This window comes from Ferdinandcohnia sp. SAFN-114 (assembly GCF_059415045.1).
Genome location: NZ_JBPFDQ010000075.1, coordinates 1 through 26,445, shown reverse-complemented (window position 1 = coordinate 26,445; position 26,445 = coordinate 1). Strand labels below are relative to the sequence as shown.

Annotated in this window: 28 protein-coding genes; 9 read left to right on the top strand and 19 right to left on the bottom strand. The window is 35.8% G+C overall.

All coding sequences use genetic code 11. The features are described from left to right. Positions 1-288 precede the first annotated feature (288 nt). Positions 289-633, top strand: a complete 345-nt coding sequence (locus ACR65M_RS20285; protein WP_440274232.1) for a hypothetical protein — start codon at positions 289-291, stop codon at positions 631-633. Positions 634-727: 94 nt separating this feature from the next. Here the strand turns inward: ACR65M_RS20285 and ACR65M_RS20280 are convergent, their stop codons facing one another. Then, positions 728-985, bottom strand: coding sequence for a hypothetical protein (locus tag ACR65M_RS20280; protein ID WP_440274231.1), 258 nt, complete (start codon positions 983-985; stop codon positions 728-730). A gap of 135 nt (positions 986-1,120) precedes the next feature. Between ACR65M_RS20280 and ACR65M_RS20275 the strand changes: the two genes are divergently transcribed. Beyond that, positions 1,121-2,302 carry an alanyl-tRNA editing protein gene (locus tag ACR65M_RS20275; protein WP_440274230.1) on the top strand — a complete coding sequence of 394 codons (1,182 nt, stop codon included), beginning with the start codon at positions 1,121-1,123 and terminating at the stop codon, positions 2,300-2,302. Positions 2,303-2,333: 31 nt separating this feature from the next. Here the strand turns inward: ACR65M_RS20275 and ytvI are convergent, their stop codons facing one another. The 4 genes from ytvI to ACR65M_RS20255 all read right to left on the bottom strand — a co-directional run bounded on the left by ytvI (position 2,334) and on the right by ACR65M_RS20255 (position 8,616). Beyond that, positions 2,334-3,389 (bottom strand): sporulation integral membrane protein YtvI, encoded by a 1,056-nt coding sequence (gene ytvI / locus ACR65M_RS20270; protein WP_440274229.1) that lies wholly within the window; start codon positions 3,387-3,389, stop codon positions 2,334-2,336. A gap of 159 nt (positions 3,390-3,548) precedes the next feature. Beyond that, positions 3,549-5,993, bottom strand: coding sequence for a DNA topoisomerase IV subunit A (parC, locus tag ACR65M_RS20265; RefSeq protein ID WP_440274228.1), 2,445 nt, complete (start codon positions 5,991-5,993; stop codon positions 3,549-3,551). Positions 5,994-5,999: 6 nt separating this feature from the next. Further along, positions 6,000-7,982 (bottom strand): DNA topoisomerase IV subunit B, encoded by a 1,983-nt coding sequence (parE, locus tag ACR65M_RS20260; RefSeq protein ID WP_440274227.1) that lies wholly within the window; start codon positions 7,980-7,982, stop codon positions 6,000-6,002. 220 nt (positions 7,983-8,202) lie between these two features. Continuing rightward, positions 8,203-8,616, bottom strand: coding sequence for a CoA-binding protein (locus tag ACR65M_RS20255; RefSeq protein ID WP_121446683.1), 414 nt, complete (start codon positions 8,614-8,616; stop codon positions 8,203-8,205). Between the two features lie 283 nt (positions 8,617-8,899). On the opposite strand from ACR65M_RS20255, the gene plsY reads away from it, so the two are divergent. After that, complete coding sequence (gene plsY / locus ACR65M_RS20250) at positions 8,900-9,511, top strand: glycerol-3-phosphate 1-O-acyltransferase PlsY (protein ID WP_121446682.1); 612 nt, start codon at positions 8,900-8,902, stop codon at positions 9,509-9,511. Between the two features lie 66 nt (positions 9,512-9,577). On the opposite strand, the gene ACR65M_RS20245 is transcribed toward plsY, so the two are convergent. Further along, positions 9,578-11,362: a S9 family peptidase gene (locus ACR65M_RS20245; RefSeq protein WP_440274226.1), complete on the bottom strand. Its 1,785-nt coding sequence runs from the start codon at positions 11,360-11,362 to the stop codon at positions 9,578-9,580. A gap of 193 nt (positions 11,363-11,555) precedes the next feature. Between ACR65M_RS20245 and ACR65M_RS20240 the strand changes: the two genes are divergently transcribed. Beyond that, the gene (locus ACR65M_RS20240; RefSeq protein WP_440274225.1) at positions 11,556-12,743 is read left to right on the top strand and encodes a CapA family protein; all 1,188 of its coding nucleotides are present in this window, start codon (positions 11,556-11,558) and stop codon (positions 12,741-12,743) included. A 34-nt stretch (positions 12,744-12,777) separates the two neighbouring features. Here the strand turns inward: ACR65M_RS20240 and ACR65M_RS20235 are convergent, their stop codons facing one another. The 6 genes from ACR65M_RS20235 to acnA form a co-directional block, all read right to left on the bottom strand. Then, positions 12,778-13,203 carry an acyl-CoA thioesterase gene (locus ACR65M_RS20235; RefSeq protein ID WP_121446679.1) on the bottom strand — a complete coding sequence of 142 codons (426 nt, stop codon included), beginning with the start codon at positions 13,201-13,203 and terminating at the stop codon, positions 12,778-12,780. Between the two features lie 133 nt (positions 13,204-13,336). Next, positions 13,337-13,570, bottom strand: a complete 234-nt coding sequence (gene tlp, locus ACR65M_RS20230) for a small acid-soluble spore protein Tlp (RefSeq protein ID WP_121446678.1) — start codon at positions 13,568-13,570, stop codon at positions 13,337-13,339. Between the two features lie 128 nt (positions 13,571-13,698). After that, the gene (locus tag ACR65M_RS20225) at positions 13,699-13,836 is read right to left on the bottom strand and encodes an acid-soluble spore protein N (RefSeq protein WP_010282192.1); all 138 of its coding nucleotides are present in this window, start codon (positions 13,834-13,836) and stop codon (positions 13,699-13,701) included. Between the two features lie 100 nt (positions 13,837-13,936). After that, positions 13,937-14,077 (bottom strand): FbpB family small basic protein, encoded by a 141-nt coding sequence (locus ACR65M_RS20220; protein WP_440274224.1) that lies wholly within the window; start codon positions 14,075-14,077, stop codon positions 13,937-13,939. A gap of 151 nt (positions 14,078-14,228) precedes the next feature. Further along, the gene (locus ACR65M_RS20215; protein ID WP_440274223.1) at positions 14,229-14,753 is read right to left on the bottom strand and encodes a TlpA family protein disulfide reductase; all 525 of its coding nucleotides are present in this window, start codon (positions 14,751-14,753) and stop codon (positions 14,229-14,231) included. A 283-nt stretch (positions 14,754-15,036) separates the two neighbouring features. Continuing rightward, a complete protein-coding gene (gene acnA / locus ACR65M_RS20210; protein WP_121446676.1) occupies positions 15,037-17,745 on the bottom strand; it encodes an aconitate hydratase AcnA in 2,709 nt (902 codons plus the stop codon). 219 nt (positions 17,746-17,964) lie between these two features. Here acnA and sspO point away from each other — a divergent pair, with 219 nt between their 5' ends. Further along, complete coding sequence (gene sspO, locus ACR65M_RS20205; protein ID WP_121446675.1) at positions 17,965-18,114, top strand: small acid-soluble spore protein SspO; 150 nt, start codon at positions 17,965-17,967, stop codon at positions 18,112-18,114. 37 nt (positions 18,115-18,151) lie between these two features. Here the strand turns inward: sspO and ACR65M_RS20200 are convergent, their stop codons facing one another. After that, positions 18,152-18,406, bottom strand: coding sequence for a hypothetical protein (locus ACR65M_RS20200; protein ID WP_121446674.1), 255 nt, complete (start codon positions 18,404-18,406; stop codon positions 18,152-18,154). 129 nt (positions 18,407-18,535) lie between these two features. Here ACR65M_RS20200 and ACR65M_RS20195 point away from each other — a divergent pair, with 129 nt between their 5' ends. Beyond that, positions 18,536-18,679: a small acid-soluble spore protein P gene (locus ACR65M_RS20195; RefSeq protein ID WP_099355277.1), complete on the top strand. Its 144-nt coding sequence runs from the start codon at positions 18,536-18,538 to the stop codon at positions 18,677-18,679. A 23-nt stretch (positions 18,680-18,702) separates the two neighbouring features. Here the strand turns inward: ACR65M_RS20195 and selA are convergent, their stop codons facing one another. Next, a complete protein-coding gene (selA, locus tag ACR65M_RS20190; protein ID WP_440274222.1) occupies positions 18,703-20,118 on the bottom strand; it encodes an L-seryl-tRNA(Sec) selenium transferase in 1,416 nt (471 codons plus the stop codon). A gap of 152 nt (positions 20,119-20,270) precedes the next feature. Here selA and ACR65M_RS20185 point away from each other — a divergent pair, with 152 nt between their 5' ends. Next, entirely contained in the window at positions 20,271-20,666 is a 396-nt protein-coding gene (locus ACR65M_RS20185) for an Hsp20 family protein (protein ID WP_121446672.1), read from the top strand. A 23-nt stretch (positions 20,667-20,689) separates the two neighbouring features. On the opposite strand, the gene ACR65M_RS20180 is transcribed toward ACR65M_RS20185, so the two are convergent. Next, on the bottom strand, positions 20,690-21,949 hold the full coding sequence (locus ACR65M_RS20180) for a SpoIID/LytB domain-containing protein (RefSeq protein WP_121446671.1): 1,260 nt from the start codon (positions 21,947-21,949) through the stop codon (positions 20,690-20,692). A 133-nt stretch (positions 21,950-22,082) separates the two neighbouring features. On the opposite strand from ACR65M_RS20180, the gene ACR65M_RS20175 reads away from it, so the two are divergent. Further along, positions 22,083-22,517 carry a DUF2621 family protein gene (locus ACR65M_RS20175; protein ID WP_121446670.1) on the top strand — a complete coding sequence of 145 codons (435 nt, stop codon included), beginning with the start codon at positions 22,083-22,085 and terminating at the stop codon, positions 22,515-22,517. 45 nt (positions 22,518-22,562) lie between these two features. Here ACR65M_RS20175 and ACR65M_RS20170 read toward each other — a convergent pair whose 3' ends face one another. The 3 genes from ACR65M_RS20170 to ACR65M_RS20160 all read right to left on the bottom strand — a co-directional run bounded on the left by ACR65M_RS20170 (position 22,563) and on the right by ACR65M_RS20160 (position 24,219). Beyond that, positions 22,563-23,024: a CcdC family protein gene (locus tag ACR65M_RS20170; protein ID WP_121446669.1), complete on the bottom strand. Its 462-nt coding sequence runs from the start codon at positions 23,022-23,024 to the stop codon at positions 22,563-22,565. Between the two features lie 84 nt (positions 23,025-23,108). Continuing rightward, the gene (locus tag ACR65M_RS20165) at positions 23,109-23,468 is read right to left on the bottom strand and encodes a response regulator (protein ID WP_494776434.1); all 360 of its coding nucleotides are present in this window, start codon (positions 23,466-23,468) and stop codon (positions 23,109-23,111) included. 43 nt (positions 23,469-23,511) lie between these two features. Continuing rightward, positions 23,512-24,219 carry a cytochrome c biogenesis CcdA family protein gene (locus ACR65M_RS20160; RefSeq protein WP_341331821.1) on the bottom strand — a complete coding sequence of 236 codons (708 nt, stop codon included), beginning with the start codon at positions 24,217-24,219 and terminating at the stop codon, positions 23,512-23,514. Positions 24,220-24,429: 210 nt separating this feature from the next. Between ACR65M_RS20160 and ACR65M_RS20155 the strand changes: the two genes are divergently transcribed. Further along, on the top strand, positions 24,430-24,600 hold the full coding sequence (locus ACR65M_RS20155; protein WP_121446666.1) for a Spo0E family sporulation regulatory protein-aspartic acid phosphatase: 171 nt from the start codon (positions 24,430-24,432) through the stop codon (positions 24,598-24,600). Between the two features lie 11 nt (positions 24,601-24,611). Here ACR65M_RS20155 and ACR65M_RS20150 read toward each other — a convergent pair whose 3' ends face one another. Beyond that, a complete protein-coding gene (locus ACR65M_RS20150; protein ID WP_440274233.1) occupies positions 24,612-26,357 on the bottom strand; it encodes an ABC transporter ATP-binding protein in 1,746 nt (581 codons plus the stop codon). Positions 26,358-26,445 lie beyond the last annotated feature (88 nt).

Sequence of the window (26,445 nt, the reverse complement as noted above, 5' to 3'; positions counted from 1 at the left end):
TGTCTCGAAATTTCTCAAGAAGAGGAAGTTTAGACTTTTCTGTCCAATTGGTTTATACTTTTTTGTCTTTTTACATCTACCTTAAGGATATACTTATGTTTGATGAAGTTTTTATTAAGTTTACATAATATCTATTCTAGGAACTTAGAAAAGATTACAAAATAAGCAGCAAATACATGATATAATCAAGTGCATACAGATTCCGTTAGCATCAATAATTGCCTTTATCATTAACTTACATATTAAATTAAACTACACAGTATATTCATTTAGGAGCTGATCTACCAAATGCCTTATGAAAGTAAAATTAGATACCATAATGCCGATCGTGTAACCAAAAATACGACTGTTAGCCACAGTTTACTGGAACAAATTAAAGAAATTGCAAACCGCAAACAAGTTCCATTTAATCAATTACTAACTGAAGGAATTGATTATGTGTTAGATACATATAAGAAACCAAAAGAATTTAAAGCCCCAGCTAAACCTAAAGATCGCATAAAAATGGGCACAACATTTAGCAATTCACAATATGAACAACTAAAAGTTCGTGCACAGAGATTTCATACACATGCAAACACGTTAATTGAAATCGGAATGGAATTTATCATTAAAAAATATCAAAATGGTTAATTCCAACCCTCCCTCTTTTTTCCTTCATTTTAGTTTACATAATATTATTATGATTAACTATATACCTTTTTTCCAAACCTTATTGTTCCATCTTTTAATTCATCTTTCCACGTATGTTCATGAACTCATCTAATAACTCCTTCATCTCAACTTGATTAAGTCTAATCGGCATCTGATCATTTAACGTAATATAATGCTCCAGTTCCCCACTCTCTACTTTTCCCGATAAGTAATCGCAAATGGCCCCTAACCTCTCCTTACTTATGACAGATTGTGTATTCATGTGCTTGAATTGAGTTAACACAAACGCATCTTCTTCAATTTCTCCCATAATCAACTTATTCTCATCCATTAATTTTTCCACCTTTCTTATCATTAAATTGCTCTTCCTCCCTCTTATTTATAACAACTAACAACTTTATTCATTGAATCTTTATTTCTTTTCTTGTATGTTTTAATTATCTATATGGAAAGGATCGAGAAATTGATGACCAAAAAGCTATATTATGAAAATCCATACCTAACAAATTGGACAACTACAGTAACAAAGATGATAAAAAAAGAAGAATTCTGTCTTGTAACACTTGAGGAAACTGCTTTTTATCCTGAAGGCGGTGGGCAACCATCTGATTCTGGACAAATTGATAATATTCAAGTATTAGATGTGTATCAAGAAGCTGGAGAGGTTTACCATAAACTCCCCCATCCCCCAGAAAACTTGACTGTAGAATGTCAAATTGATTGGAAACTACGATATGACCATATGCAACAGCATACCGGCCAGCACTTGTTATCGGCGATCTGTATTGAAGAGTATGATGCACACACATCAAGCTTCCATTTAGGTAAAGACACCGTATCTATTGATTTAAGTGTTCCTGAATTTAATGCCGATCAACTCCTTCACATTGAAAATAAGGTTAATAAAGCTATCTATGAAAACCGTGAAATTAGAACATATTTTGTGTCTAAAGAACAAGCAAGTACCCTTCCTCTTCGAAAAACACCTGATGTTGAAGGGGATGAAATGCGCATTGTTGAAATTGACGGTATCGATACATCCGCATGTGCAGGCACACATGTCTCAAGAACTGGCGAATTAGGAGTTATGAAGCTTCTAAAAACAGAAAAAAGTAAAGGAAATACACGTGTGTATTTTATTTTCGGCGGCCGTGCTTTAGAGGATTATCAAGCAACACATAACGTTTTAACAACCTTAGCAAACAAACATAGCACGAATCGTGAAGGGCTAATCGAAAAAATTACTAAAATAGAAGTAGATAACAAACAACTCCAGAGAGAAATCGAGGAATTAAAAGGAAAACTTAATCATTTCCTTGCTCAGGAGATTATTCAAACGCATAATGATACAATTATTATCGAATCATTTGATGAGAAAGCTTTAAAAGAACTTCAAGGAATTGCAAAACAAATTAATGAGGCATCCAATCAATGTGTGATTTTTACATCTACACTAGAAAGTAAACTACTTATCTCCCATAATGGAACGCTTCCCATTGAGTGTGGAAAGTTATTTAAACAAGAGCTAAAAAACTATAATGGTAAAGGTGGCGGCAATAATACGACCGCACAAGCCGCATTCGATAACTTAGAAGATATGGAGGCATTTAAAAGCTTTTTAGAAACAAAAATTAAAGAATACTTATAAGAAAAAAGCTACCTGTGATGGTAGCTTTTTACTATAGTTTATCTGAATTAAAGTTTAGATTAATGACACCGGCTTTTGTTAAAGAATCATAAAGAATCACTAAAAGAGGACCAAGTAGTAATCCAACAATGCCGATTATTTTAAACCCTAGGTACATACTGATGAGTGCTGCTAAAGCACTGATACCAAAACTTTGTGAATAAACCTTTGGTTCAATAATTTTTCGAATTACGGTTATGAGTACAAAAAGAATCAATAACCCTATTCCAAGCTTTGTATTTCCGTTAATTAATACGAAAATCGCCCATGGCACAATAAAAGATCCTGTACCTAATATCGGTAGTAAATCGACTAGTACAATGAGCAAAGACACAATTAGAAGATACTTTACATCTAGAATCCAAAGTCCTACATATGTGATAATAAAAGTTACTCCACTAAGAACCAGTTGAGCCTTTAAAAAGCCAACAAATATCTTTTTCAACTGGGTTGTCACAATCTTCATTTTTTCAATAGAGCTTTCCTGCAGCATGTCTTTAAGTCTGTTTTTAATTCCAGGTAAATCATTCATGAAAAGAAATGCTGCCACTAAATAAACAATTAATTCTAATAATAGCTGAGGAAGACTTGAAACAAAACTAAACGTCCCCTCTGTTAAATTCCTTGCTGCAACGATTAATAAATCTTGGAAGGAATACAAAGTATTCATAATAGAATCCAAGACTTCCTTAGGTAGATCCTCAAAATAATTTTCAAACTTTTCAAAGGTTGAAATAATTTGGTCTGTATCAATACTTGAAACATAAAACGGTATGTTTTTCACGACTGTGATCATTTGATTAATGATGACATTGACTAACAAGTAACCCAAAAATAAAACAAATACCATAAAAATAACAAACGTTACTGTAACCGAATATATTCGTTTAAACCGGTATTTTGTTATTAATAAATTGACAATTGGCTCCAATAAAAGGGCAGTTAGAAAGGCCAAAATCAATGAAATTGACATTGGTAATAAATACAATAAAACAATTGCTATTACGAGAAGGAGAATGTTTCTTTTATTAATATATTTTTTTACCATTTTCTCAAAATTACCTACTCTCTAATCCTTATAAAATTATTGTACAGTAAAGCAGGCGTATTTAAAATATAAATATTTTTCAAAATAGATACTTCTTGTTAACAATATTATTTCAAACTCAAAAACAGCTACCCTTAAGTAGCTGCTTTTCAAGCATGATTATTTTATTTCGTCGGAATTTTCCTCATTCGTAACAATCCATGTATCAATTACTTCTCCCGCTTCATCTGTATCAACCACAAATGAACCGTTGCTATAACGATCATTTGGTCGTAAGGATTTTGTTTCGACTGATTCGATTTTTCCGTTTTGAGTTTTTAGGAAAAGCTCATCAAGATTTGTAACAAAATGCGCGCCTACAATACGATGTGGATGATTCTTAAGCTCACGAAGCATTACTAGTCCACGTTTAGCTCGTGTTGCTTTTTCAAATTCTGTGATTTTCATCTTCTTAACGGCCCCACGTTGTGTAACAATACTAAGCTCAGCTGGCGTTGATGGTGGTACAACTGAACCGGCAATTACATAATCGCCATCCTTAAGGTTGATACCTTTAACGCCTGCTGCTCTAGCACCGACAACATTGACTTCTTCTTCACCAAACCAGAGTCCGTACCCTAGATGTGTAACTAAAAAGACATCCATATTGCCGTTTGTGATATGAACAGATACGACTTCATCATCATTTTTCAGATTAATTGCAACAAGTGGTTTTGAATAACGTTGTGCTTTGTACATAGTCAGCTCTGACTTTTTCACCATTCCATTTTTGGTGATAAAGAGTAGGTATTCTGGCAACTCGAAATTCGTAACAGGGAATGCCTCTATAATGAATTCATCACGATCAATACTTATGATATTGGCAACGTGTTGTCCTAGATCCTTCCACCTTATATCAGGTAATTCATGAACTGGAATATATAAATAATTCCCTTTGTTTGTAAAGAGCAGTAATGTATCGGTTGTATTGATTTCAAATTTGTGCAACAGTCGATCTGTGTCCTTCATGCCAAAGTCTTGGCCGTTTGATGCAGCATATGATCGAGGACTTGTCCGTTTAACATAGCCGTCCTGGGTAACAGTAACAATCACATCCTCAGATGGAATTAACACTTCAAGATTAATCTTAATTTCTTCGATCTCGTCTTCTATTTTCGAACGGCGATTATCTGCATAGGTTTTTTTCACTCGCTTCAGATCATTTTTAATGACCTGAAACAGCTTGCGTTCATTTTGTAGAATTTCAACTAATTCGCTTATCTTTTTGTTTAACTCATCATATTCTTGCTGAAGTGCTGTGATATCGGTATTTGTTAAGCGATATAATTGCAAGGAAACGATTGCTTCAGACTGCGGCTCTGTAAATCCGAATTTATCGATTAAATTATTTTTCGCGTCTTTTTTATCCTTTGAAGCACGAATTGTCGCAATAACTTCATCTAAGATAGATAACGCCTTAATAAGACCTTCAACAACATGCTGACGTTCACGTGCTTTATCTAATTCATAATGAGAACGATTAGTAATAACCTCTTTTTGGTGGGCAATGTACGCATCCAATATTTTCGGCAGACTCATCAATACTGGTCGTCTGTCCATAATAGCAACCATGTTAAAGTTATAGGTTATTTGAAGATCAGTATTTTTATAGAGGAAGTTGAGCACTCCCTGTGCATCTGCCTCTTTTTTTAATTCAATAACAATTCTTAAGCCTGTTCGGTCTGTTTCATCACGTACCTCATTTATACCTTCCACTTTACGATCTAATCGAATCTCGTCAATTTTTTTAACCATATTTGCTTTATTCACTTCATATGGTATTTCAGTAACAACGATTTGTTGTTTTCCACCGCGAAGATCCTCAATCTCTACTTTTCCACGGACAATGATTTTTCCTTTTCCCGTTTCATAGGCTTTCTTTATCCCTTCAATCCCTTGAATAATGCCACCTGTTGGAAAATCAGGACCCTTAATCACTTCCATAAGTTCATCGACAGTTGAGTTTGGATTGTCTATACGCTTGATGACACCATCTATGACTTCACCTAGATGATGAGGTGGAATATCTGTAGCATAACCTGCAGAGATTCCAGTAGAACCATTTACAAGTAAGTTTGGGAACATCGCAGGTAATACAACGGGTTCCTTACTTGTATCATCAAAGTTAGGAATGAATTCAACGGTGTTTTTTTCAATATCACGTAACAACTCGGAAGCAAGACTCGAAAGACGTGCTTCGGTATAACGCATCGCTGCTGGTGGATCACCATCATTACTACCATTGTTTCCGTGCATTTCCACCAGGACATTCCGAACCTTCCAATCCTGACTTAGACGAACCATCGCATCATATACAGATGTGTCTCCGTGGGGATGGTAATTACCAATTACATTACCAACCGTTTTTGCCGATTTACGGAAACCTTTTTCAGCTGTATTACCCTCAACATGCATGGCATAAAGAATTCTTCTTTGAACGGGTTTAAGACCATCTCTTGCATCTGGTAAAGCACGATCTTGAATAATATATTTACTATATCTACCGAAACGATCTCCAATTACCTCCTCAAGAGGTAGATCACGGTATTGTTCTGTTTGTACCATTTATTGTTACTCCCCTTCTACGACCGATAAATTTTCATTGTCCAAAATATTCGAATCATCTTCAAGACCAAAGGCAACATTTGATTCAATCCACTTACGGCGCGGTTCAACCTTATCGCCCATTAGTGTAGTTACTCTTCGTTCAGCTCTTGCTACGTCATCGATTCGGACTCGAATTAGCGTTCTCGTTTCAGGGTTCATTGTCGTATCCCAAAGCTGGTCGGCATTCATTTCTCCTAAACCTTTATAGCGTTGAATCATATAGCCTTTTCCGACTTTAGCGATTGCATCCTTTAATTCATTATCATTCCATGCATACTCAATGACTTCTTTTTTACCTGTTCCTTTACTTACCTTATAGAGCGGTGGTAATGCAATATATACCTTACCCGCTTCAATTAATGGCTTCATATATCGATAAAAGAAGGTTAAAAGCAATACTTGAATATGAGCACCGTCGGTATCAGCATCTGTCATGATAACAATCTTATCATAATTAATATCAGCAATAGTAAAATCAGCTCCAACGCCACCGCCAATTGTATGAATGATTGTATTGATCTCTTCATTTTTAAAGATATCGGCAAGCTTTGCTTTTTCTGTATTAATAACTTTACCTCTCAACGGGAGAACTGCTTGGAAACGACGATCACGTCCTTGTTTGGCCGACCCTCCAGCAGAATCTCCTTCAACAAGATAAAGCTCATTTTTATCTGGATTTTTTGACTGGGCAGGGGTTAATTTACCACTTAGTAACGCTTCGGATTTCTTTCGTTTCTTTCCGCTTCTAGCTTCTTCTCTTGCTTTTCTTGCTGCCTCTCTAGCTTGAGCAGCTTTTACCGATTTTTTAACAAGAAGGGTACTTATATCTGGATTTTCCTCAAGAAAATAAGCGAGGTTTTCAGAAACGACTGAATCAACAGCTGAGCGTGCTTCACTCGTTCCAAGCTTTCCTTTTGTTTGTCCTTCAAATTGCAATAATTCTTCAGGAATACGAACGGATACAATTGCCGTTAATCCCTCGCGAATATCAGAACCATCAAGATTTTTATCTTTTTCTTTTAATTGGCCTGTTTTACGAGCATATTCATTAAAAGCACGGGTCAAAGCTGTTTTCGATCCAACTTCATGTGTACCTCCATCCTTTGTTCTTACGTTATTTACAAAGGATAAGATATTCTCTGAATACCCATCATTAAATTGAAACGCAAAATCTACCTCAATTCGGTTCTGAACCCCTTCAAAAGAAACGACAGGATGTAGTACATCCTTTTCCTCATTCAGGTATTCAACGAACGCTTCAATCCCATTTTCGTAATGATAAACCTCATGGAAATCATTCCGGTCATCAAAGATCTCAATCTTTAGCCCTTTTAATAAAAAGGCTGATTCTCTTAAGCGCTCACTCAATGTTTCAAAATTAAATGTAGTTGTACTAAAAATGGTTGGGTCCGGCTTAAAATGAATCGTCGTACCCGTTTGATTTGTTTTTCCGATGTTCTCAAGAGTAGTAACAGGTTTGCCACCATTTTCAAAGCGCTGTTCATATACAAATCCATTACGCTTGATCGTGACTGTAAGCCATTCAGACAAAGCATTCACAACCGATGCTCCAACCCCATGGAGACCTCCACTTGCTTTATACCCACCTTGACCAAATTTTCCGCCTGCGTGGAGCACGGTAAAAATAACCTCAGGTGTTGGTTTACCCATTTTATGCATACCAGTTGGCATTCCACGTCCTTTATCCTGGACACTTAAACTATTGTCTTTATGGATTCTAACAATGATGTGATTCCCATAACCTGATAGAGCTTCGTCGACCGAGTTATCTACAATTTCATAAACTAGGTGGTGAAGTCCTTTACCATCAGTGCTTCCAATATACATACCAGGTCTCTTTCTAACGGCTTCAAGGCCTTCTAGTACCTGTATTGCATCATCATTGTAGTCAAATTGTTGCTTCGCCAAAAAACATACCCCTTTCATATACAAAACACTTGGGTTTTACCCCAAGTACATAGCTAAAAATAGCCTCTCTCTATATAAGTAGTATCACTAATTTAGTTGTTTCTTACTTAACAGAACAAATGTTTTGTTTCTTAATGCCTCATCCTTTATTTTATATCTTTATCAAAATTTCGCAAACCGTTTCTGGCGAAAAGGATAAAATCCTTGTATAAGAACAAGGATTTTATCTCATGGTTTGTTATTTTGTCAAAGCATGTTCTACCTTTATACAACGATCCATTACAACCGTAATCCCACGTTCCTTCAAATAGTAGTATGCTTCTTCACTAACACATCCAAGCTGCGACCAAAATACATCCGCATCAATATCATCAAATTCTTTCGCCACATCCATTAAATATTCTGATCTTCGAAAAACATTAACAATATCAATATGTCCTTCGATATCTTTTATTGATTTAACGGCTTTTACACCCAATGCTTCGTCAATAGTTGGATTTACAGGAATGATTTCATACCCCGCATCCTGCATTGCCTTACTCACCATATTGGAAGTTCTTTCAGGATTAGCAGATAAACCAACCACAGCTATCCTTTTACTTTTCTTTAAAATTTTACCGAGTTCAGCACGAGTCGGAATTTCCAATGACATGTTATTTGGTCCTCCCTTTAAATATATTCTAACAGATAATATCTCTCATAGTATTTCGGTCCCAAGCTTAGATATTCCTGCATTTATTTTGATTTTCAACGGATTTGAATATTTCTTTAGCATTTTACAATATTTTTTTGTCAAAATTAAAATAAAAAACGATTGTAAGTAAAAATATCTTGTATAATGAGAATACTTGTACAAGCATGGTATTATCGATAAAGAATGATACAATGTGTCAAGTAGCACTTATCTTTATTATTTTATTAAAGGAGTTAAGAGTATGGTACTAAATATTATTATTATACTCCTTGCCTATCTTCTTGGTTCGATTCCTTCTGGATTAATCGTTGGGAAGATTGGCTATGGTATAGACATTCGGGAGCATGGTAGCGGAAATTTAGGTGGGACAAATACGTTTCGGACACTTGGAAAAAAGGCTGGCTTAATCGTTACTAGTGCAGACATCTTAAAAGGGACATTAGCAACACTACTTCCTACCTTATTATTGGATGGGTCATTTCCAGATTATTTTCCTTTATTAGTTGGAATGGTAGCTGTTGTAGGACATATGTACCCAATTTTTGCAGGTTTTAAAGGTGGAAAAGCAGTTGCTACCTCTGGTGGGGTACTGTTGGGTTATAACCCGATCCTATTTATTACAACTTTACTATGCTTTTTTATTTTCTTGAAGTTAACGAAAATGGTTTCGCTATCTTCAATGTTAGTTTCAATTTATTGCGTATCATTCAGTATTGTTTATAGTATTTTTGTTAGAACGGATTACCCGTTAATTATTGTTGTCTCATTACTAGCCGTTTTCGTGTTCTATCGCCACCGAGCAAACATTACTCGAATTAAAAATAAAACAGAGCCAAAAATTAAATGGCTATAAACAGAGCTTATATCCTGAACAAAGGAAAGTGACGTGTGACCCTTCGAAAGTCACACGTCTTTCTTTTTAAATAAATCGATCAAAAAACTCTAGTATTTTTCGATTTACTTTGATTTCATTCTCCTTTTTCGAGAATCCATGCCCTTCATCTTCAAGAACCAAATATTCAACTTCCCTCCCTTTATCTTGCAATGCCCGTACAATTTTATCAGATTCCGCTTTTACAACACGTGGGTCGTTGGCCCCTTGTATAACTAACATCGGTTTTACCATGCCTTCTAAGTGGGTGATTGGTGAAAACTCTACTAACTTCTCATGATTTTTCACCGGATCGCCAACCCATTGGTTCATAACAGGCTTCCAGTGCTCTGGAACCGAATTAATAAACGAGAACAAATCACTAGGTCCAAAAATGTCAATGACAGCTTTAAAGTATTCTTGGTGTTTACCATGAAGCAAGAGTGCCATATATCCACCATAGCTACCACCTAAGAGAAGTATTTTTTCACGGTCTGCGTATCCGTTCTTAATTAACCATTCAAGTCCTTCGATATTATCTAGACGAGGACCATGTCCCCAGTCACCCTCCACCATTTTCGCAAATTTCAAGCCGTAACCAGTTGAACCACGGAAGTTCGGCGCAAAAATACTATATCCCCGATTCACCAGGGATTGGAACATCGCCCTAAATGACTTGCGTTCTGCAGCCTGTGGTCCACCATGTGGCCATAATATGACATGGCCATTTGATACATCTTCATTTGCCTTAAACAGTAATGCTTCAATCTCTAAACCATCAAAAGAAGGATAAGTGATTACATCAGGCTGAACAAGTTCTTCTTCTTTTACTCCAGGAACGCCAAAGTTCGTAACGGCTTTCCACACATTTTCAGTAGCCGCTCGCATATAGATGTTTAACGGTTTGGTAGCAGAACGCCCAAGGACATACAGGCTGTTATTTTCTGTTACAATTAGCTTTTCAATGACGGCTGAAGGCATATCATACTTTTCTACTTCTCCTGTTTCAATACGATATCCATAGAGAAAATCCTCAACACCCTTTTCACTCACAATGTAGATCGTTTGAGATTGTTTATTATATTTAATTGATTTCATTTCTTCTTTTTCGAATGATGCAACTTTAGAAAATGTGTTTGTTGTTACATCAAATTTAGCAAGATATGAAAAGTCATCATTATAATCCGTTAATAGGTATATCGTATTATCAGATGTAAATAGGACATCTGATACTGTATGCTGTTGCTCTGTCTCTGGTGTTAAGCGTATTTCGTGGCCATCTCTATGTAAAAAGGCTAAGGAATATGTATTGGCAAAATGCTTTAAATAGATTTGACTACTTTCATCTGGGCTAAGTGCTAACAAGTAGGTGGCTGCATCTTTTCCTTCGTTGATAACCAACTCTTCTTCTGTTTCGAGGTTAAAGCAATATGAATTCAAACACATCGCGTTATCCTTAGTTGAAGTATAGAATAATTTCTTCCCATCCTTGGAAAGGATTGCCATCATATGTCGGTGCCCTTCCTGAATTCGAATAGGTTTTAATTCCCCACCTTGCGGCTGAATAGCATATAACTGTGTATTTTCATCGCCATCTTTATCAAATCCCGCAATTAAAAATTTTCCATTTTTATCATAAGTAAGCTCTTGACAGCTTTGGTCATTAAAAGTCAATGGATATGGAAATTGATTAGGCAGGTCGATTGCCCAAAGATTATACTTTCCACTTAAGTTTGTACTAAATACCATCTGTTTTTCGTCGGGACTAATCGTAAAATTCTGTATCCCAAAGGTTTTAAAAAATTGTTCTACATCTGGCTTTTGAAATTTCATCCTTTAACACCTACTTCTTTAGATTTCAATTCACATCAAACTATTTCGACAGTTTACTTAATTCTCCTGCCTTTTTATTTCGAAAGATGAAATACCCTTCAAATCATTGACAATATTCGATAAATTTCTAACATTTTTTCATAGTTTTGTATTATAGTAGAATTATCATATTCTGGTGAGGAGCAAATGTTATATGAGACGAAGCAGAAGGAAAAAAAGGGCATTAATTAGTACCAAATATCTCATTAGTACAATGATTTTATTACTTATTCCATTCGGAATTTATTTTACTCTACATAATGTTAAAGCCAACACAAAAACTGAGGCCTACATTGCTCAGAATCATGAATTCAAAAAGACTGAGCAACATTTCAAACCGTTTACAACATCAATTACACTAGCAGCGATCGGAGATATTTTAATCCATTCTACCGTATATAATGATGCAAAAACAGACAATGGATATGATTTCAAGCCAATGATTGCAAATGTAAAAGGCTTACTTGAAAACGCAGACATTACGATTGCCAATCAAGAAACAATAGTTGGTGGTACAGAAATTGGTTTATCTACTTATCCGAGTTTTAACAGCCCCTACGAGGTTGCTGATGCATTTAAGGATGCAGGGGTAGACATTGTTTCTATTGCGAATAACCATACCCTGGACCGCGGTGAAAAGGCGATTATTAGTGCTACAAATTATTTAAACAAAATCGGGATGGAATATACAGGAGGGTACCAGAGTCCTGAAGATAAAAGTAGAATTAGGGTATTAAATCAAAATGGAATTAAAATTGCATTTCTTTCCTACACTTATGGGACAAATGGGATTCCTGTCCCTAAGGGAAAAGATCATCTTGTTAACTTAATTGACATGGATCTAATTAAACAAGATATTAAAGCAGCAAAAGAGATTGCTGATGTCGTATCAGTAAGTATGCATTGGGGAAATGAATATCAATTACTACCGAATGATCATCAAAAACAATTGGCACAGCAGCTTGCCGATGAGGGTGTTGACCTCATTATAGGTCATCATCCTCACGTCTTACAGCCGATGGATTGGTTAACAGGTAAGGATGGAAATCAAACCTTCGTGATTTACTCATTAGGTAATTTTTTATCTGGACAGATGTGGGATTATAAAGATATTGGTGGGGTTTTAAAAGTTGAAATTATTAAAGAAGTAAAAGCAAAGGATGAATCCTTCATTCATATTCAAAACCCACAATTTACACCAACATTTGTATCAAACAGTCAAAACAAAAACTTTAAAGTAGTACCTCTCGAAAATGCAGGAGCGGTTGGATTAAGTAATGCTAAAAGTAAATACGATGAAATGACTCAGCATATGAATCAATGGCTTAACCAAAAACAGTAACTAAAAAAACAAGGCACCAAATGCCTTGTTTTTTCTATTCAACTTTCTTCTTTGATTCTTCATATGCCTTATGCCATTCAGGGTAATGTTTTCTGATCGAAATTGGGCGGAATGAATCTTTTTTCACACAAACATGTGACGATGTTGCATTTACGGAAACCTCTCCATCGGGGCGTACTATTTCATAGCCATAAATAACTCTCAGACCGTCATAATGATCGATCCACGTCTTCACTAAAGCTGTTTCACCATATCGCAAAGGTTTTTTGTAGGAAACCTGAAGATCAATTACAGGAGAAATAACGCCATCGCTTTCCATTGCTGCATAGCTAAATCCTAAATCCTTAATTAACTTGGTTCTACCTAATTCCATCCAAACTAGATAATTCGCGTGATAAACAACACCCATTTGGTCTGTTTCTGCATAACGAACTTCAACTTCTTTTTTTGAAATGAGCACTTCTAACCTCTCCCTATTGTGTTCTAAAAACGCTTTACATATATAGTAACATAAGTTGGAAATGCCCTAAAAATGATTTCATTCGAATGACAAAAATAGAGTACGCCATATAAGGTGGCATACTCTACAAGTTTTACTTATACCCATTTTCGCGAGCGGCAGCTTCGTCCTTTATTTCTTCGCGCATTGCAGCGATAGATTCTTCACGGCGTTCGTTCTTGGCCTGAATTCTTTGACGCTCTTCTCCATTTGAAAATTGCATTGCATCATGAGACTCCTCGATGTTCTCAATCGTGTTTTGAACCATGTCTTGTAGTCTTTCTACATTATCACTTCTATCATCTGGTTTAGATCTGTTGTGCGTCATTTCTTTTTCCTCCTATGTATTAGTAATACATCTCTATTTTGCTTCAGTTCTAATCATTTTATTTCTGGAAAAAAATAAAAGGACGTTATTGATTAACGTCCTTTTATCCATGTGTGCTAATGGTAGCATTATTCACCTTTAGTTTGCATAACTTGAGCATGCTTTCCTGATGTATCCTGCATTTTTTTCCCTTTATTTCCACCAAATCCACGTGGTTGTGTACCTATTTGGTTATTTTTAAATTGGTTATGATAATTTTTCGGCATTTTATTTACCCCTCCTCCTTTACATTATCACCCGGAAAGGGCTTTCTCATGTAAAAAGAAGAGTGGATACTCTATCCAAATAAAAGATTTGATGGGAAATTTACTCAGCTTTTTCTAATCTTTTTTGCTCAATTCTCGCCTCAATACGCTCCATTGCTTCTTGGTCCTTTAATAATTGCTGTTTGTTTTCATTAACCAAATCTGCAAATGAAACCTTTCTTACTTTTCTCAATTTTCTCACCTTCCTCTATCTACCATTGTAATAGTATTAATCTCCAAAAAACGATTAAATTATTACAAATTTTCGAAAATTTATTTAAAAATAATTAAGATGTACTTTTTTTCCTAAAAAAGGCATAAAAAAAGAACCAAATCGAGTTGGTTCACATTTTTTACTTTAATTTTTTTACTTTAGCTTCTAACATTTCTAGGTCCATCTGTCCTTTGATATAATCATTAATCGTTCCATCGGAGGTAATAAAAAATGTTTCAGGTAATCCTAATACCTCATAATCACTACTTGCTTGATTTTTTGGATCTACTAAGAGTGGAAATGTATAACCTTTCCCCTCAACAAATTTATGTGCATTTTCTGCTTTTACTTCAGAAGCGGTCATGTTGACAGCAAGCACTTCAATGTCATCACTTTTTGTTTCATAAAACTCTTGAATCTCAGGCATTTCCTCACGACATGGTTTACACCATGATGCCCAAAAGTTCACAACAACTTTCTTTCCTTTTAAATCTGATAATCGAACTGTTTCATTTTCATCATTTAATAATTGAAGTTCAAAATCTGGGGCCATATTGCCAATTTCAATACCGGTTACCCCTCTTTTTTTATCTTCTACAAAATCAAAAACAGCATATCCTATTAGGACAATTAGAATAAGTGGAATAATAATTTTTTTAACCATTTGAATCCTCCGTAAATTTAAGCAAAATCAAAGGTTTTCCCTATTATCATTATATCAATTTACTTATGTAAAAGGACAATATTAAAAGGCAGTTTTGTGAAATCCACAAAACTGCCTTAGATATAAAGGTCATGTCTAGTTCCAGCTCCCAACGTCTAGCAGACTTCCCTCACCTGCCGTACGATAAGTCAACATCGATTCACTACGTTCATCGTGTTTCCTTTATCTCCTACAGGCTCAGTCCAGTCCGTACGACATTATACGGTCGCTTCCGCCTTTCATTTTAACCCTTCATTTTTTCACGAAGTACCATTTGCAGGATACCACCGTGACGGTAGTAATCAATTTCAACTTCACTATCGAAACGAACAAGTACTTCAAATTCTTTTTTGTTTCCTTCTTCGTCTGTAGCTGTTACTTTTACATAGTCACGAGGTCTTACATTTTCATCAATTTGAACTTCGATTGTTTCTTTTCCAGTTAGGCCAAGAGTTTCAGCATTCTCACCTTGTTTGAATTGAAGTGGTAATACACCCATTAATACAAGGTTACTACGGTGAATACGTTCGAAGCTTTCAGCAATAACTGTCTTAATGCCAAGAAGGTTAGTACCTTTCGCAGCCCAGTCACGAGAAGATCCCATACCATAGTCGTTACCAGCGATAACAACTAAGCCAGTACCATCTTGCTTGTATTTCATACATGCATCATAGATAGACATAACTTCTCCTGTTGGCCAGTGAGTAGTCCATCCACCTTCTGTACCAGGAGCGATTTGGTTACGAATACGGATATTCGCAAAAGTTCCTCTTGTCATAACACGGTCGTTACCACGACGTGAACCATAAGAGTTAAAGTCACGAGGTGAAACACCTTTTTCTTGTAGGTATTTACCAGCTGGTGTATCTTTACCGATTGAACCTGCTGGGGAGATGTGGTCAGTTGTTACGGAATCACCAAATTTACCAACTACACGTAAACCACTTAATGGCTTAACTTCACCAGCTTCTTTAGATAAACCTTCGAAGAATGGTGGGTTTTGAATGTATGTTGATTCGTCGTCCCATACATAAAGTGCTTCATCAGTACTTTCGATTGCGTTCCAACGCTCATTATTATCAAATACACGCTCGTATTCTTTTCTGAATAGCTCAGGAGTAACAGTCTTCTTAACTTCTGCTTTAACTTCTTCTGCAGAAGGCCAGATGTCATTAAAGAACACATCATTACCATCTTTGTCTTTACCGATTGGTTCTTTTTCAAGATCGATATCAACAGTTCCAGCTAGTGCATATGCCACAACAAGTGGTGGTGATGCAAGGTAGTTACCTTTAACTAACGGATGGATACGTCCTTCAAAGTTACGGTTACCAGAAAGAACAGAAGTGATCACTAGGTCATTTTCAGCAACAGCTTTTTCAATTTCAGGAGCTAATGGACCAGAGTTACCGATACATGTAGTACATCCATAACCAACAGTGCTAAAACCTAGCTTTTCAAGGTATGAAAGTAATCCTGAATCTTCTAAATAGCCAGTAACAACTTTAGAACCAGGTGCTAAAGATGTTTTTACATATTTAGGAACCTCTAGGCCTTTTTCAACTGCTTTCTTTGCAACAAGACCAGCACCTAACATAACGTATGGATTTGAAGTATTTGTACAACTTGTGATCGCTGCAATTGCAATGTCACCAGTCTTCATTTGTACTTCTTCGCCATCGTTGAATTTTACGGTAATTTCCTTATTGATTTCTTCAGGAGTTAAACCGTAGCCTTGGTTACCAGTTGCAGTTAGTGCAGTTTGGTAAGCTTCTTTCATTTTTGAAAGTGGAATTAAATCTTGTGGACGCTTAGGACCGGAAAGATTCGCTTCAATTTCAGAAAGATTGATTTCAACAACATCTGTGAAAATTGGATCTTCAGCATCTGCTGTATAGAATAAACCGTTTGCTTTACTGTATTCTTCTACAACTTTAACTTGCTCTTCGTCACGTCCTGTTAGACGTAGATATTCTAAGGCTTCATCATCTACAGGGAAGAATCCACATGTAGCACCATATTCCGGAGCCATATTAGAAATCGTTGCACGGTCTGCAAGCGGAAGTTGTGAAACTCCTGGACCGAAGAATTCTACAAACTTACCAACAACGCCCTTTTGACGTAATACTTGAGTTACTTTAAGCGCTAAGTCAGTAGCTGTTGTACCATTTGGTAATGTACCTACTAATTTCACACCGATAACTTCAGGTACAGGGAAATATGAAGGTTGACCAAGCATTCCTGCTTCTGCTTCAATTCCTCCAACACCCCATCCAAGTACACCGATACCGTTAATCATTGTAGTGTGAGAGTCGGTACCAACTAGTGTATCAGGGAATGTTTCAAATTCACCGTTTTCACCTTCAACAGCGTGAACAACATTTGCTAAATATTCAAGGTTAACTTGGTGAACGATACCAGTTGCTGGTGGTACAGCACGGTAGTTATCGAATGATTTTTGAGCCCAGCTTAAGAATTTATAACGCTCTGCATTACGTTCAAATTCTAGATCCATATTGAACTTTAATGAATCAAGTGTACCTGCTCTATCAACCTGTACAGAGTGGTCAATAACTAGATCAACTGGAATTTCTGGGTTGATTTTTTGTGGGTCTCCACCCATGTCAGCCATTGCTTTACGAAGTGAAGCCAAATCAACTACAGCTGGTACTCCAGTAAAATCTTGAAGAATTACACGAGAAGGCTTAAATGGAACATCAACCTCTTGTAATTCATCAGTTCCCCATTTTGCTAAATTTTCAACATGCTCTTTTGTAATTACTCTTCCATCAACTTGACGTAGTACTGATTCTAATAGAACCTTAATGGAATACGGCAATTTTGAAACGTTACCAATTTTCGCATCTTCTAATGCTTGTAAGCTATAATAGTTATACTTTTTGCCGTTTGCTTCAAAAGAAGAACGTGCATTAAATACATCATGTTTTGCCATATGTATGCCCCCTTCGTATCAATAATAACGCAATCATAAATATTTGTCGAAATTCAAGAGATTTTATACTCTCCCATTTAATTTCCCTGCATACATATATTAATATAACTATATACATAAGTAAATAACAAGATTGTTATTATGCTCTATAAGTTTTTCTTATTGACTTACAGGATAATTTAGTGAAAAAAGAATAAAATAAGGGCGGAGGTGAAAAGAATGTCGAAGCGTAAAGCGAATCATGTTCGACCAGGCATGAATGACGCAAGTGCCCAAGGTGTTGGTGCGGGATTTAATGAGGAATTTGCTAATGAGCCCTTAACTGCAGAACAACGACAAAATAATAAAAAGCGAAAGAAAAATCAATAATCATATAATTGGCGAGCCCGCTTAATGCGGGCTTATTTTATTCGTTAACTTCATTCATGATGGATTGTAAGTCCGATTGAAACTGTTGCAGTTGGGCCTTCTGATGCTCTGATGCCACTTCTAATGCATTTTCAATTTGTTGATAGGCTTCATTCACTTCATTTTTCAATCGCTTTAAATGAGCACCATAGTCAGGATCATTGCTTACAATATTTGCATACACATCTTTCGCTTCCTCTGTTCCTTGTTGTGCTGCTTGGAAAGCTTGCTGTTTATCCTTATGATACGGCATATTGTTCAACTCCCTTAAGGTAATTCGTGCAATAATAGCTTACCTTTTTTCCAGAAAATCATTCAGAACTTAAGCCGCATAAAAAAGTGGAAAATCATTATCCTAATACATATGAAGGGGGGATTTAACATGGGTGAAAAGAATACATTTAAGGATATTAGAGCAAACGGCGGCCAAAGCACAGGCAGCCAACCACAACCATTAAGTGGTTCGAAAAAAGTAAAAAACCGCAATCACACAAGACAAAAAAATAACCAAGGACATGATATGTAATAATCATGGATAATAAAAAGCCGCTAATCTTGCGGCTTTTTATCAATTTTCACAAAAGCTACTGCAATTTCTTCAATTTCATCTTGTTGTATGGTACGAAAATCAAGGAGTATTTCGTCATTTTTTATTCTTACAATAATTGGTGTGGATCGCTGACGTAGCATTGTTGCAATTTCCATAGCTGTCTTTTTAGGATGTTTTAAACAAACTACAAAAGTTGGCACTTCCACCCCGGGCATTGTTCCGCCCCCGATTGGTGAACCCTCTTTTCTTAGTTCAATATGATAATGATTTATTTTATCAGTTAAACAAGCTACAAATTGTTGACATCTATCTTTTATCTCTTCTTCAGTAGCCAATATATCCCGAATCGTAGGAATCGCTATCGAACTTCCTTTAAGATATGAAAATAACGTTGCTTCTAATGCTGCATATGTCAATTTATCAACCCGCAACACTCGAGCAAGTTGATGTTTTTTTAATTTATCTATCCATTCTTTCTTCCCTGCAATAATACCCGCTTGCGGTCCACCAAGAAGCTTATCACCACTAAAGGATACAAGGTCAACCCCCTTTGCCAATACTTCCTTGATAACAGGTTCATCCCCAATTCCGTGCCCTTTTAAATCATATAGAACACCACTTCCTAGGTCTTCATAAATAACAAGGTTTTCTTTTTTCTGCTTTAATGTAACTAGTTCTGAAATATCAACAGTCTTTGTAAAACCAATTGTCCTGAAATTACTTGTATGTACCTTAAGGACCATCGATGTACTATCTGTAATGGCATTCTCGTAATCTTCAAGATGTGTTTTATTAGTTGTCCCCACCTCAACTAATCTTGAACCACTTTCCTCCATTATCGCTGATATCCGAAATGAACCGCCAATCTCAACTAATTGCCCCCGAGAAACAATAACTTCCTGGCTATTAGCCAAAGCCCGTAAAATTAAAAAAACAGCCGCAGCATTATTGTTTACAACCATCGCACTCTCAGCACCTGTTAATTCCATGAGAAGTGACTCCACAATAGAATGTCGTGAGCCACGAATTCCTTCTTTCGTGTTATATTCTAAATTAGAATACCCCTTTGCGATTTCTACAACATGTTGGATAGCTTCATCACTAAGTCTGGCCCTTCCTAAATTGGTATGTAAAACTGTCCCTGTCGCATTGATTGTTTTGGTTAGATAGTAATTCGTACTGTGTTCTAACTCCTCTTCGCTCTTTCGATATATGAAACGAACCATGTCTTCCTTTGAAGAAGCACTTTCATTCCATTCCCCATTTACAATCTCATTCCGAATGTTACTTACGACATCCCTTAAGATATTAGTCAGATATTCCTTATCCACATTATATTTTTTTTGAAACTGTTCAAATTCTGTATTAGCTTGCAACTCATGAATTGCAGGGAGCAGTTGATACAAATTTTTCATACTCAATTTCCTCCACTAAAGCATGTTTAAGTCTAGTTTTACATGATTACCACGTACTTTACAAACAGATTGTACCCTTTTTTATTATTTCACTATCACGAACACTTACACTTGTGAATATCCTGAATATAGAATCCCATGGAGGTCAAGACATGAAAAATTTTGATAAGTCCAATCCCCTTTCCTTAAATGGTTTGGAGGACTGGATGAAACAGTTTCTCGAAGACCCATATCTTTTAGATGATTATCAATTTCGAATTGATTTATTTGAAACACAAAATGAGTATATCATCGAGGCTGAACTATCAGGTTATCAGCCCGATCAGATTCAGTTAAATGTCCAGGACGATGCATTCCACATTAAATTAACAGATTGCGAAAATCCTCCAAATGACAAAGTATTAACAGAAAGAGTTGTGACCCTTCCTTTCGAATTAGAAAAAAAGAAGATAGAAGCACTATTTCGAAATGAAATACTCGAAATTTATATCAAAAAGAACGAAAAACGGAAAAAAAAGAAAAGCAAAATTAAAATAAAGGTCCTGTGAAAGCTACAGGACCCTTTCTTGTTTTATTTACGTTCATAATTCGTGATTGACGTTCCAGGAAAATAAAATTGTATAATCTCCTCATAGTTTTTACCTTTATCACCCATTATACTTGCTCCCCATTGACTCATCCCTACACCATGCCCGTATCCTCTGCCACGCATCACATATTTCTTATCATCTGAATCAAGTGAGTCTATATAATAGCTCTTAAAAATAGTACCGCCAATCATTGGTCGTATTCGATTTAAATTCACATCTTGAAGGGCAACTTTTCCTAAAAGGATCGTACCATCAATTAATCGTTGTAAAAATTCCACTTCAATTGAACCCGTCATAGAACGTTTTGAGTTAAATTTCTTTGGATTCACCTCGAATTTAGGAATCGAAAGGATGACTATCTCTCCTGGGTAACCTTGACGATTTATTGATCTTTTCATGGCAGCTGCTATCTCTTTATCTTTTTCCTGTAACCCATCAAATCCATCAATAGAATCCCAATCTATGTCTTCTAGATATATTTGTGTTTTCGACAAAGTAAATTCCCACGGATGGACTGGATCAAACGGATCTTCTTTAATTGGATAGAATGACCTACTTTTCCCTCCCCACACATTTTTATTATTCTCGGTCATACCACCATTACTTGCTGAATAAAAAGCATCAATTAATTTATTTTTATAAGTAATAACTTGACCCCTTGTAGCTTCAACAGCTTGAGTGGTACGTACATTCCAAGCATATCCCCCATACACCTGATAGAAAGTCGTATCATCCATGTCTTCTTTCATATGGGAAACGGCATATGTTCTTGCTGCTAAGGCTTGGGCCTTTAATGCTTCAATATTCCATGAGGAAAACACTTCTAGTGGAACAACCCCTTTTAAATAATCTTCCAAAGGGAGCTGATTAACAGGACGCACATTTTGATTATTTTCCAATTGAAATTCCATTGCACCTAAATATGGTCGTTCATTAATATAGACACGGTGATTCTCATCATAGTTTCGGGGGATCAATAAAAAGCTAGGGTCTACTTGTTGATTGACTTCTCCTCCTCTAAGATACAGATTCCCTTTATTGACATATAACCGGTAGTTCACTCCTTCTTGTAATGTTAGTGTCGGATCTATAGTGAAATAATCTCCTGTGATGCGCATCTGAATTTCATTCGTATCCCCGACAAAATTTTCAAGACGAACACGTACTAATTCTTCGGCACTCCCCTGATATAGATCGAATGCAAATAAAAACATACAAGTAAAAAATAGTATTTTTTTCATATCTGTATTTTTCCCAATCACAAAGAATAATATGAAGTCTTATCTGCCACGCAAATTTCATATAAAAAGAGGTTTTCTTTCTTTTAAAAAACTTATCAGTTAAGGTATAATGAAGCATTGAGGTGAACTATTCATGCAGTGGGAATTAACTGGTTGGTTTTTATGGTTTATATTGATATGGGTATTCTTATTTATTACACTTCTTGCAATTGGTGGCTTTTTTATGTTCCGAAAGTTTTTGAAAAAGCTTCCAAAGGAGGATGGAAAGTCTGATTTAGATTGGCAGGATTATTACATAGAAGAAACACGTCATTTGTGGCCAAATGAGCAGAAGGCGTTATTAGAGGATTTAGTTAAACCAGTTCCAGAGCTTTTTCGTGATGTTGCTAGACAAAAAATCGCTGGAAAAATTGGTGAGTTGGCTCTAACTGAAAAAGCAAAACAGATTTCACAAGATTTGGTGGTTAGAGGTTATATCATAGCCACACCGAAACGGGACCATAAATTCCTATTAAAAACATTAAAAGAAAAACAAATAGACGTCACTCCTTATAAAGAATTATTTTAGATTATAAAGAAAGAAACCTCGGTAATGTCTGCCGAGGTTTCCTCTTTATAATGTTGAGGCAAGCCTTTTATATTTTACATACATCGCAATTCGCCACGGAACAATCATGGCAAAAGCAAGAATCCAAAACATTCCACTCAATTCTCCGAAATCAATTGATGTACTTAATACCGATTTTAAAACAATCCGAATGACCAATAACCCTACTAAAATATATATAAACGCCTTTGAACGTTTCATATATATATCATTTTCCCTTATTTCAAATGATGAGGTTTTGATTAACAGGATTGAAAAAAGCATTCCTACCACAACGGCCTCTAAGACCTCAAGTGGTGTCACGCGAAACATTGGATGGACAAACATAAGTGCGCCTGTGCTCATGAAAACAGGAGGCAATATAATTTTTTTAACAGAAGCGGGTTTTTGGGCAGATTTTGCTCTTAGAAAGGTTACGAAAATCGCCATCATAATTGCGACAATGGAAGATGCAATAACCAAATAAATCAGTCCTTTTTATGAATCGTCTAGAAATTCCACTTATAGCAAATGAAACCCACTTAAGACGATTAATCTTAAATGGGTTTATATCTAATTTAACAATCTATTAACCGCCTCTACAACCCGACTAGCATCAAAAGGCTTTACAAGATAATCTTTAGCTCCAACTGAGATTGCATCAACGACCATTTTTTGCTGACCCATGGCAGAACACATAATAATACATGCTTTTGGATCAATTTCCTTGATTCTTTTGACAGCTTCAATGCCATTCATTTCAGGCATTGTGATATCCATTGTGACTAGGTCCGGATTAGTCTCTTTATATTTTTCAACTGCCTCAATACCATTTACAGCCTCTGAAACAACCTCATGACCAGCTTTAACAAATATATCTGTGAGAGTAAGTCTCATAAATTTAGCATCATCAACAACTAGAATTCTAGCCACTATTCTGGTCCTCCTTAAACTACTTCATAAGTAGCTACTTCGACTAAAAACCAGTAAATCCTCCAAAAATAGCGGTTGCGTACGCAATTATTTTTGTCATCCAGTCAAAATAAAGAACAACACCCATAATAATCATTGCATATCCGCCGATTTTTACAATCTTTATGCTGTTTTTGCGAATCCATTGTAAACGTCCGATGAAAAATGAAAGGACAAGAAATGGAATAGAGAATCCTAATGAGTATAATACCATATACAACATTGCAGAATCCGGATTTGTACCTGCAAGTGCAATAACCGACATTAAAATAGGGCCCATACATGGTGTCCAACCCGCTGCAAATGCCATTCCGATAAAAATCGATCCAACATAACCCGCAGGTCGATTCTTAAACTCAATTTTGCGGTCTTTCATTAAGAATCCAGGCCGTATGATCCCAAGCACAACAAGACCAAAGAATATAATGAGAATTGCACCAATTTGACGAATTAAGTCCTTATAGTCACTGAAGATTTGTCCTACATAAGATGTCCCAAAACCAAGCATAACGAAAATAATCGAGAATCCAATTAAAAAGAAAATGGTATGTAAAATACTCCGTCTTTGCAACATTGCATTATCAGATTTCAATTCACTTACTGATGCACCCGTTATATAGGATAAAAATGCTGGATATAACGGTAAACAACATGGTGAAATAAAGGATAAAAATCCTGCACCAAAAGCAAGAAATGCATTAACATCTGCCATTTTAACAACTCCTAATTCGTTCATCAATATCATTCTAGCAAAAATACTCCAGTAATCATAATTTTTAATATGAACGTTTTGTGTCATAGCACTATTCTAATGTTGAATATATTTCCAAATAAGTTATTTACCATTGATTTACCATTATATGTTATACTATAAAAAACTCGTCCATGACGGAGCCTACTAACAAATGAGAGGGTTATTCCTGTGTCTAAAGAACAACTTCTACTTAAAATTGAACAAAAAAGAACTGAGCTGGTTGAAATTGTCTTGAAACACGGTTTTACAGCAACACCTACCATTAAAGTAAGTCAAGATTTAGACAATCTATTAAATCAATATAATACTGGTAAATCGGAAAAAAGCCTTTCAAACTAATGAAAGGCTTTTTACATAACAGCATTTTCGACATGATCCACACTGCCATTCTGGAGTAAATACATTTTATAATATAACCCCTTTTGGGCTAGCAATTCTTTGTGCGTTCCCCTTTCTATAATTTCCCCTTGATGTAATACCAAGATTAGATTCGCGTCTTGAATTGTTGACAATCGATGAGCAATTGCGATTGTCGTTCTACCCCTCCTCATTTTTTCGAGTGCCTTTTGAATCTCTTCCTCAGTTTCTGTATCGATGTTTGCAGTCGCTTCATCCAAGACCAATATTTTAGGATTCGTTACAATGGCCCTTGCAAACGCTAGAAGCTGCCTTTGACCACTTGAAAAAGTTGACCCTCGCTCTACTACCTGAAAATCATATCCACCTTCTAGTTTTTTTATAAAACTATCCGCTTGAACAAATTTTGCTGCTTCTTCGATGTCGTGATCGGTAATATCCGGATTATGTAAACGAAGATTGTCTTTAATGGTTCCGACAAATAAAAATGGATCTTGAAGCACTAAGCCCATTTTTTGACGAAGTTCATTATTCTCATAAGAGATAATAGAATGTCCATCGATTAATATCTCTCCACGTTCAATATCATAAAACCTCATTAATAAATTAATAATCGAACTCTTCCCACTACCAGTATGACCAACAAGAGCAACAGTTTCGCCTTGTTTTGCTGTAAAAGAGATATTTTTTAATACATCTCGTTTTCCATCATAAGAAAAGCTAACATTTTTAAATTCAATTTCTCCTTTTTGGACTGATGGATTGTCGTTACCAATTGTTTGTGGTGCAAGCTCATCATGATCGAGAAGTTCAAATACTCGGCCAGATGCAACAACTGCTTGTTGCAGCAAAGATAAACGCATCATCATATTATTTACTGGTTCAAAAAATCGTTCAAGATAATTTACAAATGCATAAAGTACACCAATTTCAATCGGACTCTCAAGAGATGAAATACCGAAAAAGCTAAGCACCATAATTATTGTCACGATATAAATGAAATCAACTGCCGGTCTCAGTAACAAACCATCTAGCTTAATATTTTTTATTCCCGCTTGATAATGCGCATCATTGATTTCAGCAAACTCCTGTCGTAGTCTTTTCTCTTGTCGGAACACCTGAATAATAGCCATACCTTGGAGTGATTCATTAAGCTTTGCATTTAACTGACTAAGTCGTTCTCGCATATCGTGGTAGTATTTAGAACTGAATTTGCGATAAGTTTGCATTAATATAAACAGAATTGGAATTAATAGTAAGCAAACTAGAGCAAGTTGGACATTAAGATAAAACATTGCAATAAAAATTCCAATTAAAAAGACACCGTTTTGTACAAAAGTCGCAACAACCTCTACAAACATATCCTTGATTGCCTCTGTATCATTCGTAACCCTAGAAACAATACTGCCACCTGGTGTTTTATCAAAATACTTTAATCCAAGTTTGTGGACCTTTGAAAATACCTCAATTCTCATTTCGCGAATAATTTTCAATGCGATCTCTTGAAATTTTACCAATTGAAAATATTGAAGAATGACCTTTGTAAAATGAATAAAAAGGTAAATCGCTCCCAAAAAGATTAAAGGTTGAATAGGTAAATGTCTTGGTGTTAAATAATCATCTATGAAAATTTTTATTAATATCGGACCAACAATGTCCGCAATCGTTGCAAGTAATAGCAACAAGAATGCAATTATAAACTCCCGTGTATGCGTTTTCGTATAAGAAAGCAGTCTTATTAAAGCAGCCCTTGGACTAACCTAAAATAGTGAGACAATATAAAACACCTCCAAAATGGCAATACTTGAGATAAGTATTGTGACATTA